The sequence below is a fragment of the Nocardioides rotundus genome (assembly GCF_019931675.1).
GTDB lineage: Bacteria > Actinomycetota > Actinomycetes > Propionibacteriales > Nocardioidaceae > Nocardioides > Nocardioides rotundus.
Genome location: NZ_CP082922.1, coordinates 4,000,161 through 4,013,597 on the forward strand (window position 1 = coordinate 4,000,161; position 13,437 = coordinate 4,013,597).

At 67.6% G+C, this 13,437-nt stretch carries 11 protein-coding genes and 1 pseudogene; 6 read left to right on the plus strand and 6 right to left on the minus strand.

The window, feature by feature from the left end; all coding sequences use genetic code 11:
- Window positions 1-21: 21 nt before the first annotated feature.
- Both K8W59_RS19670 and K8W59_RS19675 read right to left on the minus strand, forming a co-directional pair.
- Complete coding sequence (locus K8W59_RS19670; RefSeq protein WP_223396673.1) at window positions 22-315, minus strand: hypothetical protein; 294 nt, start codon at window positions 313-315, stop codon at window positions 22-24.
- 95 nt (window positions 316-410) lie between these two features.
- On the minus strand, window positions 411-2,777 hold the full coding sequence (locus tag K8W59_RS19675; RefSeq protein ID WP_223396674.1) for an ATP-binding cassette domain-containing protein: 2,367 nt from the start codon (window positions 2,775-2,777) through the stop codon (window positions 411-413).
- A gap of 161 nt (window positions 2,778-2,938) precedes the next feature.
- Between K8W59_RS19675 and K8W59_RS19680 the strand changes: the two genes are divergently transcribed.
- Window positions 2,939-4,105: a low temperature requirement protein A gene (locus K8W59_RS19680; RefSeq protein ID WP_223396675.1), complete on the plus strand. Its 1,167-nt coding sequence runs from the start codon at window positions 2,939-2,941 to the stop codon at window positions 4,103-4,105.
- Window positions 4,106-4,157: 52 nt separating this feature from the next.
- Here the strand turns inward: K8W59_RS19680 and K8W59_RS19685 are convergent, their stop codons facing one another.
- On the minus strand, window positions 4,158-5,807 hold the full coding sequence (locus tag K8W59_RS19685; protein WP_223396676.1) for a PucR family transcriptional regulator: 1,650 nt from the start codon (window positions 5,805-5,807) through the stop codon (window positions 4,158-4,160).
- Between the two features lie 329 nt (window positions 5,808-6,136).
- Here K8W59_RS19685 and K8W59_RS19690 point away from each other — a divergent pair, with 329 nt between their 5' ends.
- The 4 genes from K8W59_RS19690 (at window position 6,137) to K8W59_RS19705 (ending at window position 9,447) form a co-directional block, all read left to right on the plus strand.
- A complete protein-coding gene (locus K8W59_RS19690) occupies window positions 6,137-7,303 on the plus strand; it encodes a glutathione-independent formaldehyde dehydrogenase (RefSeq protein WP_223396677.1) in 1,167 nt (388 codons plus the stop codon).
- Between the two features lies 1 nt (window position 7,304).
- Window positions 7,305-7,874, plus strand: a complete 570-nt coding sequence (locus K8W59_RS19695; RefSeq protein WP_223396678.1) for a type 1 glutamine amidotransferase domain-containing protein — start codon at window positions 7,305-7,307, stop codon at window positions 7,872-7,874.
- Window positions 7,871-8,173: a putative quinol monooxygenase gene (locus tag K8W59_RS19700; RefSeq protein ID WP_223396679.1), complete on the plus strand. Its 303-nt coding sequence runs from the start codon at window positions 7,871-7,873 to the stop codon at window positions 8,171-8,173. Before K8W59_RS19695 ends, K8W59_RS19700 begins: the two co-directional genes overlap by 4 nt.
- A 143-nt stretch (window positions 8,174-8,316) precedes the next feature.
- Window positions 8,317-9,447: an NAD(P)/FAD-dependent oxidoreductase gene (locus tag K8W59_RS19705; protein ID WP_223396680.1), complete on the plus strand. Its 1,131-nt coding sequence runs from the start codon at window positions 8,317-8,319 to the stop codon at window positions 9,445-9,447.
- Window positions 9,448-9,825: 378 nt separating this feature from the next.
- Here the strand turns inward: K8W59_RS19705 and K8W59_RS19710 are convergent.
- Window positions 9,826-10,029, minus strand: a pseudogene (locus K8W59_RS19710) (HigA family addiction module antitoxin); the annotation flags it as partial.
- A 440-nt stretch (window positions 10,030-10,469) separates the two neighbouring features.
- Here K8W59_RS19710 and K8W59_RS19715 point away from each other — a divergent pair.
- On the plus strand, window positions 10,470-11,084 hold the full coding sequence (locus tag K8W59_RS19715; protein WP_223396681.1) for a recombinase family protein: 615 nt from the start codon (window positions 10,470-10,472) through the stop codon (window positions 11,082-11,084).
- 143 nt (window positions 11,085-11,227) lie between these two features.
- Here the strand turns inward: K8W59_RS19715 and K8W59_RS19720 are convergent, their stop codons facing one another.
- Complete coding sequence (locus K8W59_RS19720) at window positions 11,228-11,770, minus strand: DUF1440 domain-containing protein (protein ID WP_179530394.1); 543 nt, start codon at window positions 11,768-11,770, stop codon at window positions 11,228-11,230.
- A 221-nt stretch (window positions 11,771-11,991) separates the two neighbouring features.
- The gene (locus tag K8W59_RS19725) at window positions 11,992-13,350 is read right to left on the minus strand and encodes a dihydrolipoyl dehydrogenase family protein (RefSeq protein ID WP_223396682.1); all 1,359 of its coding nucleotides are present in this window, start codon (window positions 13,348-13,350) and stop codon (window positions 11,992-11,994) included.
- Window positions 13,351-13,437: the final 87 nt, after the last annotated feature.

Genomic DNA, 13,437 nt, shown 5'->3' on the forward strand with positions numbered 1-13,437 from the left:
TGGTCTGGGAGCCCGGACAGCTCAATCGGCTGACGTGAGGCCCCGGATGTTCGCACCGGGCGGTTGCCTTGCAGTCCGCTGACGCAACCACCTAGTGGTGCCAGCAGCCATGCCCCGCGACTTGGGCGTCTGGTGCACGGGGACCACGATCAGCGAAGCCTCACCCTCCAGGGACCACTTGATCGCGTGATAGACCGCTGACAGCGATTCGGTGCTGTCCACGGCGACCAGCCCGGGCGCCACAAGCCGAGCCTCGTGCCACGGCCCCTCCAGGTCAGGCAGGTTCTCCGAGGTCCAAGCGAGATACACAGTCATGCCTTCATCTTTCATGACATCTACGGATTCTTCTTGGCGTGATGCCTCCGAGCCCGCGCGGCAGCCTGACGGCACACCGGCCGCCCGCACCCAGCTCATGTCCGCTCGAGCCGCCGCGAGAGGTAGGGCGCGGTCGCGCTGCCCTCGGCCCTCGCGATGTCGGCCGGCGTGCCGGTCGCGACAACCCGACCGCCGGCATCTCCTCCGGCCGGACCGAGATCGATGACCCAGTCCGCGGTGGCGATCGCGTCGAGGTCGTGCTCGACGAGGACCACCGTGTTGCCGGCGTCGACGAGCCGGTGCAGCTGGCGCAGCAGCAGAGCGATGTCTGCGGGGTGGAGTCCGGAGGTCGGCTCGTCGAGCAGGTAGAGGGCATGGCCGCGGTGAGCGCGCTGGAGCTCGGTGGCGAGCTTGATGCGCTGTGCCTCCCCGCCGCTGAGCTCGGTCGCCGGCTGTCCAAGTCGCAGGTAGCCCAGACCCACCTCGCGAAGCGTCCGGAGGCTGCGTGCGGCGGCCGGTACGTCGGCCAGGAACGTGGTGGCGTCGTCGACGGACAGGTCGAGGACCTCCGCGATGCTCTTGCCGCGGTAGGTGATCTGGAGCGTCTCGGGGTTGTAGCGATTGCCGTGGCACGTCGGGCAGGGAGCGTAGGTGCCAGGCAGAAACAGTAGCTCGACGGAGACGAATCCCTCGCCCTGACAGGTCTCGCAGCGGCCCCCGGCGACGTTGAAGGAGAAGCGGCCGGCGCCGTAGCCGCGGGCCCGGGCCGCGTCCGTGGCGGCGTACAACTTCCGCACGGCATCGAACATCCCCGTGTACGTCGCGAGGTTGGACCGCGGCGTCCGGCCGATCGGGCGCTGATCGACCAGTACCAGTCGGTCGAATGACTCACGAGCAGTCGGGTCCTCGGCCAGGACCTGGGTGACCAGGGTCGACTTGCCGGACCCGGACACCCCGGTGACGGCGGTGAGCACGCACAGCGGGATATCGACAGACAGGTCGCGCAGGTTGTGGCGATCTACGCCGGTCAGTCGCAGCCAGCCCTGCGGGCCCCGCGCATCGTGGACGAGCCGCTCAGCGCGACCGAACAGGTAGGCGCTGGTGGCCGACTCAGTCACGTCCTCCAGGCCCGCGACAGGGCCGCTGTGAAGCACTCGACCTCCGGCCTCGCCCGCACCCGGGCCGATATCGACGACCCAATCTGCTCGTCGTACGACGTCGAGGTCGTGCTCCACGACGAACAGTGTGTTGCCGGACGCCTTGAGGCGGTCCAGGACATCCAGCAGCGGCTCCGCGTCGGCCGGGTGCAGGCCGGCGAAGGGCTCGTCCAGGACGTAGACGACTCCGAACAGGCCCGAGCGCAGCTGGGTGGCGATCCGCAGGCGCTGCGCCTCTCCGGGCGACAGCGTCGTCGAGCTCCGTCCCAGGCTGAGATAACCCAGGCCCAGATCGAGGAGCACCTCGACGCGCGTGACCAGGTCAGTGCAGATCCGCGCCGCGACTACGTCGGCACCCGCGGGCCGCTCAGCGACCGGACGCAGCAGAGCCACCAGCGCTGTGAAGGGCAGGTCGTTGACCTCGGCGATCGAACGCCCGAGAAAGGTCACCGCGAGGGCCTCAGGCCGTAGTCCACTGCCCTGGCAATCCGGGCAGGGCGCTTCCTCCACGAACCGCATGGCCCGCTCGCGCATCCGCTCGCTCGTGGAGTCGGCCAGCACGTGCATGACGTGGCTGCGCGCGCTCCAGAACTTCCCGTAGTAGCCGTGGTCGACGCGACCTGGTTCCGGCTCGATGAGCACCGAGGGCTGCTCGTCGGTGAACAGCAGCCAGTCGCGGTCGCGCTTCCTGAGACTGTGCCACGGCTTGTCGACGTCGATGCCGAGCCCCATCACGATGCTGCGCAGGTTGGCGCCCTGCCACGCGCCCGGCCAGGCGGCGATCGCCCCTTCACGGATGCTCAGTGACGGGTCCGGGACTAGGAGCTCCTCAGTGACGTCGTGGACGACGCCCAGGCCGTGGCAGCGTGGGCACGCGCCCGCGCTGGTGTTGGGCGAGAACGCCTCGGCCGCGAGGTGATCGGCACCAGCCGGGTAATCGCCGGCCCGCGAGTAGAGGATCCGCAGCAGGTTGGACAGCGTGGTGATGGTGCCGACCGACGAGCGTGAGGTGGCCGCGCCCCGGCGCTGCTGAAGCGCGACCGCAGGCGGCAGGCCGGTGATCTCCTGGACGTGCGGGGCACCGACCTGCTGCAGCAGCCGGCGCGCGTAGGGCGCGACCGACTCGAAGTAGCGGCGCTGCGCCTCGGCGTACAGCGTTCCGAAGGCCAGCGACGACTTCCCCGACCCAGAGATCCCGGTGAACGCCACCATCACGTTGCGAGGAATGTCCACGTCAATGTTGCGCAGGTTGTTCTCATTGGCACCGCGGACACGCACAAAGCCATCGGTCGCATCGGTGGTCACGTGCTGCCCCTGTCGGTCGCTCTCGGTTTGCTCTACAACGAAGTATCGCGTTCCCCGAAGAGTGCTTGAGACCCCCACGGCGAAACGGGCCCGCCCTCCGAAGCCCACTGTGAGTTGGCGTACGCGAGCATCAAGGTCGGCGAGTGGGTGAGGAGCACCGAATGCGTGACGATGATCTCGGCAATGCGGATGAGCAAGCAGCCGAAGACACGGCAGATCGGTCGGTCGGAACGCTGGAGTTGTTCTTCGACCTGGTCTTCGTCTACGCGTTGTCGCAGGTCACTGAACTGATGCTCGCGGACATCTCCTGGGCGGGGTTCGGCCGCGGGATTCTGGCGCTCGCTGCTATGTGGTGGGCGTGGGCCTGCTACGCCTGGCTGACGAACACCTCCGACCACGACGGACCCGGGCCTCGCCTGCTGCTCTTTCTCGCGATGGCGGCCATGCTGATGGCCGCGGTCGCGCTGCCGCAGGCGTTCGGCGCGCGGGCGCTGGTCTTTGCGCTTGCATTCCTGGCGGTCCGACTGATCCACGTCGTGCTGCTGGCTCTTGACGTGCGGGGCGAGGCGGACGTGGGTTCGGCCGCGCTGCGACTAGTCCCCACCCTGCTCGCCGGCCCGGCAGTGCTGGTGGCCGCGGCGTTCTTCGACACGCCGGAACGAGAGTTGCTGTGGATCGTGGCCGCGGTGATGGATCTGTCGGGGCCGGTCCTGGTCGGGACCACCGGTTGGAGCGTGACACCTGCCTACTTCGTGGAGCGGCACGGGTTGATCATCATCATCGCGCTGGGTGAGGCGATCGTCGGGGTAGGCGCTGGCGCCGAAGCCGCTCTTCCGCGCCCGAGTGTTGTGACGGCCGTCCTCCTCGCCGTGCTGATCGCGGCCGGTCTGTGGTGGTCCTACTTCGGTTATCTGCGCGGCGGTGCCGAACGACGGCTGCGCGGCACCACTGATCGGGAGCGGTCGAGGCTCGCGCGCGACTCCTACAGCTACCTGCATCTGCCGCTCGTGGCCGGGGTGGTGTTCTTCGCTCTCGGGGTGCACGAAGCAGTCGCGGCACCGGGGGAACCACTCCGCTTGTTGCCGGCCGTCGCCCTGGCCGGTGGCGTCGCGATGTTCTACGTCGGCGACGTCGCCTACCGATGGCGCGACCACCACCAGCTCGCCACCGGTCGCCTCGTGGCCGCAGTGGGGGCTGCTTCGCTGATCCCGGTCGCGGTGGTGGCGCCTGCTGTGGCGGCGCTCGCCGGGCTAACCCTCGTCTGCTTGCTGCACACCAGCTGGGAACTCTGGCACCACCCGGCGATCGGCCCGGTCGACGACTCCTGATCGTCCAGTGCCATCGCCGCGCAGACTCTCGCAACTACGGCTCGGGACTACCTCACCGGTCGGCGTTTCGCAGGGGCTCGCCGACGGAGGCACGGCGCAGTCGCCACGCGCGTGTCGCCAGGTGGAGGTTGAGCTGTGCCTCGACGTCGTTGAGGTCGTGGCCCGAGATCTCGGTGACGCGGCTGATTCGGTAGCGCAGTGTGTTGCGGTGGATGGTGAGCGCCGTTGACGTGTCGGCGTACTTGCCCCCGTGGTCAAGGTAGGCCGCTAGCGTGGGGACGAGCTCGGTGCCGTGGCGACGGTCGTAGCTCAATAGGTCGCCGAGCCAGTCCCTGATGAGGCGCTCGACTTCCTCAGCGTTGCCGTCGAGGGCGAGCAGCCGGTCTACTCCCAAGTCGGCGTAGGCGATGAAGCCATACGGATTGTGGGACTGCTGACGAGCCCTGAGTGCTCGTTGGGCTTGCTCATACGCACGTGGGATCTGTTCCGGCGAGTTGGCCGGCTCCCCCTTGGCGATCACACCGTTGGTGTCGCCGTAGGCGCGCGACAAGTCGTCGAACAAGCGGCCCATGTCGACACCTCGATGGGCGAGGGCGACGACCAGTCCCCGGTTCCGGACGACCAAGCCGGGCAGTCGCTGACGAGCCATGGCCATCCGGAGGTGATCGACGTCGCGGTCGTGCCCGCGGTGACCCCGCTCGGAGGACCACGCGCACACGATCAGGTCGTGCGGAACGCCAAGGTCGTGGCCCTGAGCGGATGCCCGGTCCACGGCAACGTCGGCCGGGAGCCCTTCAAGAAGGTCGTCGAGGAGGTCTCGACTCAGTCGGTTCTCCAGTTCATTCATCGCTGCGGCCTTAGCCCTCAGCAGCCCCAGTGCGACGCCCGCGTACCGCAGAGCGAATGATGCGTCGTCTCGGTCTTTGTCCGGTGGCACCTCCAGTTCGATCGTGCCGAGTTCGGGGCGTCCGCCGATGACCTCCTCGAGCGAGGTTCGCTCGAGGACCGGTTGGTACCGGCCGGCAACCGTGATCCGGGTCGTCTCGTGCCCGAATCTGTCCCGCAGCACGACAGCGGAGCCAGTGAGCCGGCTGAGTGTGGTGGCCACGTCGAGCTCAGTCCCGGTCGTGGATAGTCGGGCGAACTCCTCAAGCACCCCCTCACGGTGCTGCAGCGCCGCGACGGTGCGCGCCATCTCGTTATTGGCTGCATCGAGTTCGTGGGCGCGTCGGCGGTGGCGCTCGTGCACCTGCGCGTCCTTGAGCGCCGTCCCGAGGAGATCGCCCAACCGTTCGATGACGAACAGTTGTTCGGGGTCGGGCCGGGCGAAGCTGCGAAGGACCAGGTGCCCCGGGGCGCCGTTCACGACCGCCACAGCCGTCGTCGACGTCCAGGAGTCGCCGTTGTCCTGCACGAATACCCGTTCACCGGTTGAGGGGCTCGGTTCCGCCGGCTCCGTTGGCTCCCCGGGGGGCAGGGTGATCCACTCCCGGTCCCGCTGGAAGGTGACGTGAACCAACTGGCAGCCGGTCACCGACTCGACCTCACGCTTCAGGACGTTGATGACCTCGTCCACGTCGTGACGTTGCATCATCGCCATGGACATCACCAGCAGCCCATCGAGGCCGGTGAGGGCACGCCGCAGATCCAGCTCGCCGGTTGGCACAACGGTTCCGGTTGTGGCGGGCTCGCAGACGGTCATCTCGTGATCCCTGGCCGGCCCGCCCGGGATCCCCTTGTGCGGTAGGGACCCCACAGGTCGTCGCGCTGAGCGGCGACGCCTCGGTACATGCAGCACGGACGTATCCCGGGATCCAGTCCGAGTCCGTGAGAGCTCATCGGTCCTCATCAACTCTCGGGGGCAGCGTCGCGCTCACCGTACCCCTTGCCCAGCGCACCCACCCGAAGGGAGTTGTGCACTCGAACCAAACCATGCCCCGGGGCTTCGGCCTGGCGCGCCCATGACTTGTTGGTGGTCGGCGACGAGTGTGGACGGGTCGGAGTCACCGACGCAACGATTGGAGATTCGCCATGAAGGCTGTCGTCTATCAGGGACCCAAAGATGTCGCGGTCACGGATGTTCCGGACGCCGAGATCGAGCGGCCCACCGATGTGCTGGTCAAGATCACCACGACCAACATCTGCGGCTCGGACCTGCACATGTACGAGGGGCGCACCTCCTTCGAGAAGGGCCGGACGTTCGGCCACGAGAACATGGGAGAGGTGGTGGAGATCGGCAAGGGAGTAGAGAAGATCAAGGTGGGCGACCGGGTCGTGCTGCCCTTCAACATCTCGTGCGGGTTCTGCAAGAACTGCGAGCGCGGGCTCACGAACTACTGCCTGACGACGCAACCTGACCCATCGGCCGCCGGTGCGGCCTACGGCTTCGCCGAAATGGGCCCGTACGGCGGCGGGCAGGCAGAACTGCTCCGGGTGCCCTTCGGCGACCACAACGCGCTGCGCCTGGGTGAAGACGCGCAGGACAAGGAGAACGACTACGTCATGCTCTCCGACATCTTCCCCACCGGCTACCACGCCACCGAGATGGCCGGCGTGATCCCGGGCGACAGCGTCGTGATCGCCGGGGCCGGCCCCGTGGGACTGATGGCCGCCCTGTCCGCGACGATCAAGGGCGCCGCGAAGGTCATGGTGGTCGATCGCCACCCCGACCGCCTCGCGCTGGCCGAGCAGATCGGAGCGATCGCCATCGACGACTCCAAGGTCGACCCCGTGCAGGCTGTGCTGGACGAGACCATGGGGCTCGGAGCCGACCGTGGCTGCGAGTGTGTCGGCTACCAGGCCCACGACCCGCAGGGGAACGAAGACCCGGCTGCCACCTTGAACATGCTCATCAACTCGGTCCGGTTCACCGGCGGGATCGGCACCGTCGGCGTGTTCGTCCCCGAGGACCCGGGGGCCAAGGGCGAATTGGCCAAACAGGGCAAGGCGGCCATCGACTTCGGCACCCACTGGTTCAAGGGACAGACCATGGGCAACGGTCAGTGCCCGGTCAAGAAGTACAACCGCCGGCTGCGAGACCTCATCGCGGCTGACAAGGCGAAGCCGTCCTGGATCGTCTCCCACGAGATCTCGCTGGACCAGGCCGCCGACGCCTACAGGAACTTCGACTCCAGGTCCGAGGGCTGGACCAAGGTCGTCATCAAGCCCGGCATGTCAAACGGAAAGAAAGCAAACTGATATGGCAGCAGATCTTCAGGGCAAGAGGGTCGCGATCCTCGCCGCCGACGGCGTCGAACGCGTTGAGCTCGAGCAACCCCGCGAAGTACTGGACCGCGCGGGCGCTCAGACCGAGGTCCTCTCCATCCACGACGGCGAGATCAAGGCCCGTAAGAACGACCTGGATGAAGCGGGCACGTTCACCGTCGACGGGCTGGTCGCCGACGCCTCGGTGGGCGACTACGACGCCCTGCTGCTTCCCGGCGGCACGGTGAACCCCGACCAGCTCCGGGTCGACGAGGGCGCCGTTTCCTTCGTCCGCGACTTCGTCGAGAGCGGCAAGCCAGTGGCTGCGATCTGTCACGGGCCGTGGACGTTGATCGAGGCCGGCGTGGCCACCGGTCGCACCCTGACGTCCTTCCCGAGCATCCGCACGGATCTGCGCAATGCCGGCGCGAACGTCGTTGACCAGGAGGTCGTGGTCGACACGAATCTCATCACCAGCCGCTCGCCGGAGGACCTGCCGGCGTTCTCCGAGGCGATCGTGTCGCAACTCGCGGGCACCACGATAAAGGAAGAGGCGACGTCATGAGTGTGACCAAGGGATTGCTGGTCAGGTTTGACGCGTTGCCCGGCAAGGAGGACGACGTGAAGGAGTTCCTTGACAGCGGCCGTGCGCTTGTCGAGGACGAGCAGGCGACCACCGCGTGGTTCGCGATCCGCCTCGGGCCGACCTCGTTCGGGATCTTCGACGTGTTCCCCGATGACGCCGGACGTGACGCCCACCTGTCCGGGCCTGTTGCGGTAGCTCTCGGCGAGCAGACCGGCACGTTGTTCTCCGAACCGACGATCGAGAAGCTCGACGTGTTGGGCTCCAAACTCCACGCCTGACACCACAGACCGGGAGTACTGAGCCTGACATGAGGGGTCGCTGCGCGCGGTGACTCTTCGGGCTGACACAGCCCGTTGACGTCGTGGCAGCGGCCCCTTCTCCTGCGGCGTATCGCACATCCCTAACAGATCGAGGAACCGCGATGACAGAAACTGACGACGACGTTGCTCCGACGCGTTCACCCGAGGTAGCAGTGATCGGGGGCGGGATCGTCGGCCTGTCGACGGCGTACGCGCTGCGGGAGCAGGGCGTGCCGGTGCGCTTGTACGAGGCCGGTCTGCCCGGAACGGGTCAGTCCGCAGGCGAGTCGCGGATCTTCCGGCATGCCCACGACGACCCGCGACTCGTCGCTCTCGCGCGCGAAAGCCGCGGAGTATGGGATGAGTGGGCCGAACACTTCGACGTCGAGCTGGTCTCATCAGACGGTGTCGTGGCGATCGGCGACAGCGCCCTGGCGCGGCTGCGGGTGCTCGACCAGGTCGGCGGCGTGAAAGCGCGCGAGATCGATGCAGCCGAGCTCGCCCAACGGATGCCGCTGCTCGCTGGGTACTCGGGGCCAGCGGTGCTCGACGAGTCGGGCGGCGCGATCCGCACCCGCACCGCGATCACGGCACTCGCGGGTGCCCTCGCAGATGCCGTCACCACCGCAGAGGTCATCTCCATCGATCCCCGCGCCGATGGGACGGTCGAGGTGCGCAGCGTCACCGACCGGGCTGTCTACTCCAAAGTGGTCGTGTGCGCCGGCCGCGAAACCGCCCGCCTGGCCCGCAGCGTCGGCCTGTCGCTGCCGGTTCGCCTTGCCGCACACGTCCGGCTGACCTTCGACGTGAAAGCCGCCGCCCCGGCACGAGTCGCGTGCCTGCAGGACAGCAGCGGCGTCTTCGGCGAAGTCGGCGTGTACGCGACGCCGCTACCGGGCAACAGCAGTTATTCGGTCGGACTCAGCGAGACCGTCGGCGTCCGCGACGACGGAACGTTCATCGACCCTGCGGCGATTCGATCGCTGGACGAACGCGCGCGCGAATACGTGACACGGGCGCTGCCTGGTCTCCACCCAGAGCCGCGCGACTTCCTTCACTGCTGGGTGACCGACCTCCCATGGAGCGAGGACGGCGTGGCCGTGTGGGAGGCAGGCTCTGTCCTGTTCGTGGCCGGTCACAATCTGTTCAAGCAGGCACCTGCGCTGGGGCGCGCTCTCGCCCGAGCCGCGACAGGTGCAGGTCTCGCCGCCGAGCTCGAGCACGGGGCGCGCCTGGGTGAACCACGGCAATAGGCTCCCGATCCACTCGACGTAGCATCCACGGGTCCTTCTGTGCGCGGCAGCCGACTGGCAAGGGCAAGCGTAGGTTGAGGTATGGATCAACAAGACCTTTCCCTGTTCACCCAGTGCACACCCCGCCCGCTCATCGGCATGAGCGTGCACAAGGGAAGCGGCCGCGGGGGAGTGCCGGCGCCTGTAGCTCTCGCCGTGCCCGGGATGCGACGAGGGGCTCCGGCGACGCCGGAGCCCTCGTACTCGAATCTGTTGAGCTCGAGCTCTACGTGCACAAGTGACTACAGGTCGTAGTAGTGATCGACGCACCCATGTTGAACTGCGCGAACGCGAGTTCGGCTGGCGTTGGGGCGTCCGTGAGGCCGCACGTTGCCGAGTTCAGCTCGGGACCAGGGCGGTGACCTTGGCCAGGTCGTCGGCGTGCAGGTCGCGCTCGACCTCGAGGTCGTAGTCGGTCTGGATGTTGATCCAGAAGCGGTCGTCGACGCCGAGGGCCTTGGACAGGCGCAGGGCGGTGTCGGTGGTGATGGCGCGCTTGCCGTGCACGATCTGGCTGATTCGGGTCTGGGGGAGACCGGTGGCCTGGGCGAGGCGCTACTGGCTGATGCCCAGCCTCGCGAGCCGCGAGGTCCCGGGTCTGTGCGCGCATCCCCGATCCTTCTGACAGTGGTCGTCGGGGGACAGGTGTGCAGACAGCGTTCGGCCAACACCAGGGACCGTCGTCCAAGACGCTGATGTCGCTGGACGAGGACGGTGACGAGGAGCCAGGCGCGGCAGACACGCTCCCGGAGCCCGGAGCCCGGAGCCCGGAGCCCGGAGCTGGCTGAAGGTCGCCCAGGCACTCCAACGGCCCCGCTCACGGCCAAACACTCACGCGTTGGGCATCCCGGAAGCCGATCGGTATTCGGGGCGGTGGGTTGTCGTGAGGTCGTGCGAGGCGCTTGCTGAGGGGTCGGGCGCTGCCCGATGCCCGAGTCGGGTCACATCCCGTGGCTCGACCGGGCCCACCCTGGAGGTGCGCAATGAGCGCCCTGCTTGTCGGGTACGCCCGATGCTCTACTGATCAGCAAGACCTCACCGCTCAGCGTGATGGTCTCCTCGCCCTTGGCGTCGAGTCCGAGCGCATCTACGTCGACCATGGGCTGACGGGTACCAACCGCGAGCGTCCCGGACTGCGTGAGGCTCTGGCTGCGTGCCGCGCGGGCGACACGCTCGTGGTCACCAAGCTCGATCGGCTCGCGCGGTCGCTTCCGGACGCTCGAGCGATCGCCGACGAACTCACTGCGCGGGAAATCAGTCTCAGCCTGGGCGGCTCGGTCTACGACCCGACCGACGCCGTCGGCAAGCTGCTGTTCAACGTCCTCGCGATGGTGGCCGAGTTTGAGTCTGATCTGATCCGGCTGCGCACGGTCGAGGGAATGAAGGTCGCGAAGGCCAAGGGCCGGCTGAAGGGCAAGCAACCGAAGCTCAGCCGCAAGCAGGAAGCGCACCTGGTATCTCTGGTGCACAGCGGCGAGTACAGCACCCTCGAGGTCGCCGAGCTCTTCGGCGTCGGCTGCTCCACGGTCTACCGAGCGATCCAGCGCCAGCGGTTGGCAGCGAAGGCAAGAGTCGCAGACGCATCGGCATGTCGCTGACCTCACCCGACGTCGGCGTCCCGCAACCGACACCCACGCGGGACGCCGACGAGCAAAGCCGTCTGGGAGCCAGCCAGCGGGTGCTGCGTCCCGACAGCCGTTCCAGTAAGGGACGGCCCCAGATCGCCGATGTGCTGCGTGAGTCAAGGCCCGCTCGTGCCTACCCGTCGGTTTGCCGTCGAGGTACGCCCTCTGCCTACCGCCCATCCGGCCTCGACGGTCCCGGCGACGGCGAGCCCGAAGACCAGGTGCGCGATGACTCCGCGGAGGTGCGTGCTGAGCGGATAGTCGAGGTTTGCTGCGGAGAACCCGAAGGCGGGGGTGATGAGTTCGTCGGCGACGATACTCATGGCGGCCCCGGTCGCGAGCCCGGCGATTGGCGGAGACCACCCGGTGCTACGCCGCAGGAGGGGATAGAGCGGCGCCCACTGGATGGCCAGGCCGTAGTGGAAGGCCAGGCTCAAGCGATCCAGCTGCTCGTCGCTGAGATCCAAGCCGACGTGGCGGCTGAGCTTCTCTGCTGCGATCCGGTACGGCGGTCCCGGGCGTACGGCGTCCTCGCGCTCTCGGTCAGCCGCGGACTCCATGTCGTACAACTTCATGCTGACCGGTTCCATGGCCTTGGTGCCGACGTATCCCGCGGCGGCGGCAAGGATCAGGTCAAGGGCGGCTTGTCGGATGTGCACTGTTCCTCCAAAGGTCGCGTTGAAAGGTTCTCACGGCCGCTGAGCATCCGCGCCGGGATGTAGCCGTGGTGTGCCTGCTAGTCACGCCATCCCGCGGCGTCGGGCTGGGTCGCGGGCACGACGGCAACGGCTTCGCGACCGCGGCGGCTGGGTTGTGCTCGGCGACCACACGTCCGCGAGGCGAGCCTGATGAACGGGCGGCCCGGAAGGTCAGAGAGTTCTCACAGCATCGAGCCCAGGTCGGACCCGACGGTGGGGTAGGCGGCTGTCGCGGATTTGAGTTGCCGAGTGGTGAGGCCGAGCTTGATGGCCAGGCCGAGGGTGTTGATAAGTTCGCCGTATTCGGGTCCGAGGAGGTGGGCGCCGACGATCTGGTCGTTGGTCTGGTCGATGAGGATCTTCGCGGCTGCGGTTGTCTCCCCGATGCGGTAGTTGGAGTACCAGTCGCTGGTGTCGTTGTAGCGGACGATGAGGTCGATGCCGATGTCGCGGGCCTCGGCCTCGAGCATGCCGACGCGGGCGAGTTCAGGGATGGTGAAGACCGCGGTGGGGATGCCTGAGTAGTCCGGGGCCGTGGTGGTGTCCTTGAGCATGTTGGAGGCGGCGACCTTGGCTTCGGAGACCGCGACCGGGGTGAGCGGCATTCCCGCTGTGTCGGCTGAGTCCCCGGCCGCCCAGACGTGGGGATTCGTGATGCTCTGCAGGTGGTCGGCGACGTGGATGCCGTGCTCGCCCCACTCGACGCCCGCGGCGTCGAGTCCCAGGTCGGCCAGGTCCGCGACGCGTCCGGCGCCGTGGACGACGAGGTCGGTCTCGACCGTCTCCTGGTCACCGTCGTGTTCCAGGGTGACCTGGTAGCCATCACCGGACGGCAGTACCTCGCGGATGGTGGTGGTGCGGCGCAGCTGGATGCCGATCTCGTGGCCACGGTTGACCAGCAGCTCGACGAGGTCGGGGTCGAAGTTCTTCAGTGGGCGCTCGCCACGGTCGACGATGGTCGGCGAGCTGCCGGCACGGACGGCGATGTGGGCAAACTCGAAGGAAATGAAACCGCCGCCGACGAACAGGATCCGGGAGGGGAGGTGCTCGAGGTTCAGGAAGTCGGTGCTGTCGATGAGGTGCTCGTGGCCCGGGAAGTCCAGGGGGCGGGGGCGGGCGCCGGTGGCGACCAGGAAGCGGTCGGCGTCGTAGGCGGTGTCCTCGATCTCCAGTTGGCGTGGGCCGGTGAATCTGGCGCGGCCGTGCAGGGTGGTGACGCCATGGCTGCTCAGGCCGTCTTCCATGTTCTGGGGCACGGGGTCGGTGAAGCCGTGCTTGTGCTTCATCAGGTCGGCCCAGTTGATGGAAAGATCCGCGTCGTCGATGCCCTTGCCGCGCATCAGCCGTGCGCTGTCGATGACCTCGGCCCCGCGGCGCAGGATCTTCTTCGGATCGCACCCCCGCAGCGCGCACGTGCCTCCGTAGGGCAGGGAGTCCACGATGGCCACCTTCCATCCCTGCGCTGCGCACTTGTTGGCGGCGGCGACACCGGCCATGCCGGCGCCGATGACGATCAGGTCGAACTGTTCATTCATCTGCATCTCTCCAGAGTGGAATAGTTGTAAGAGGCGGTGGGTGGGGCGTCCAGGCAAATGTTTGGCGATCCGTTGGCGACGAGCAGCAGCCAG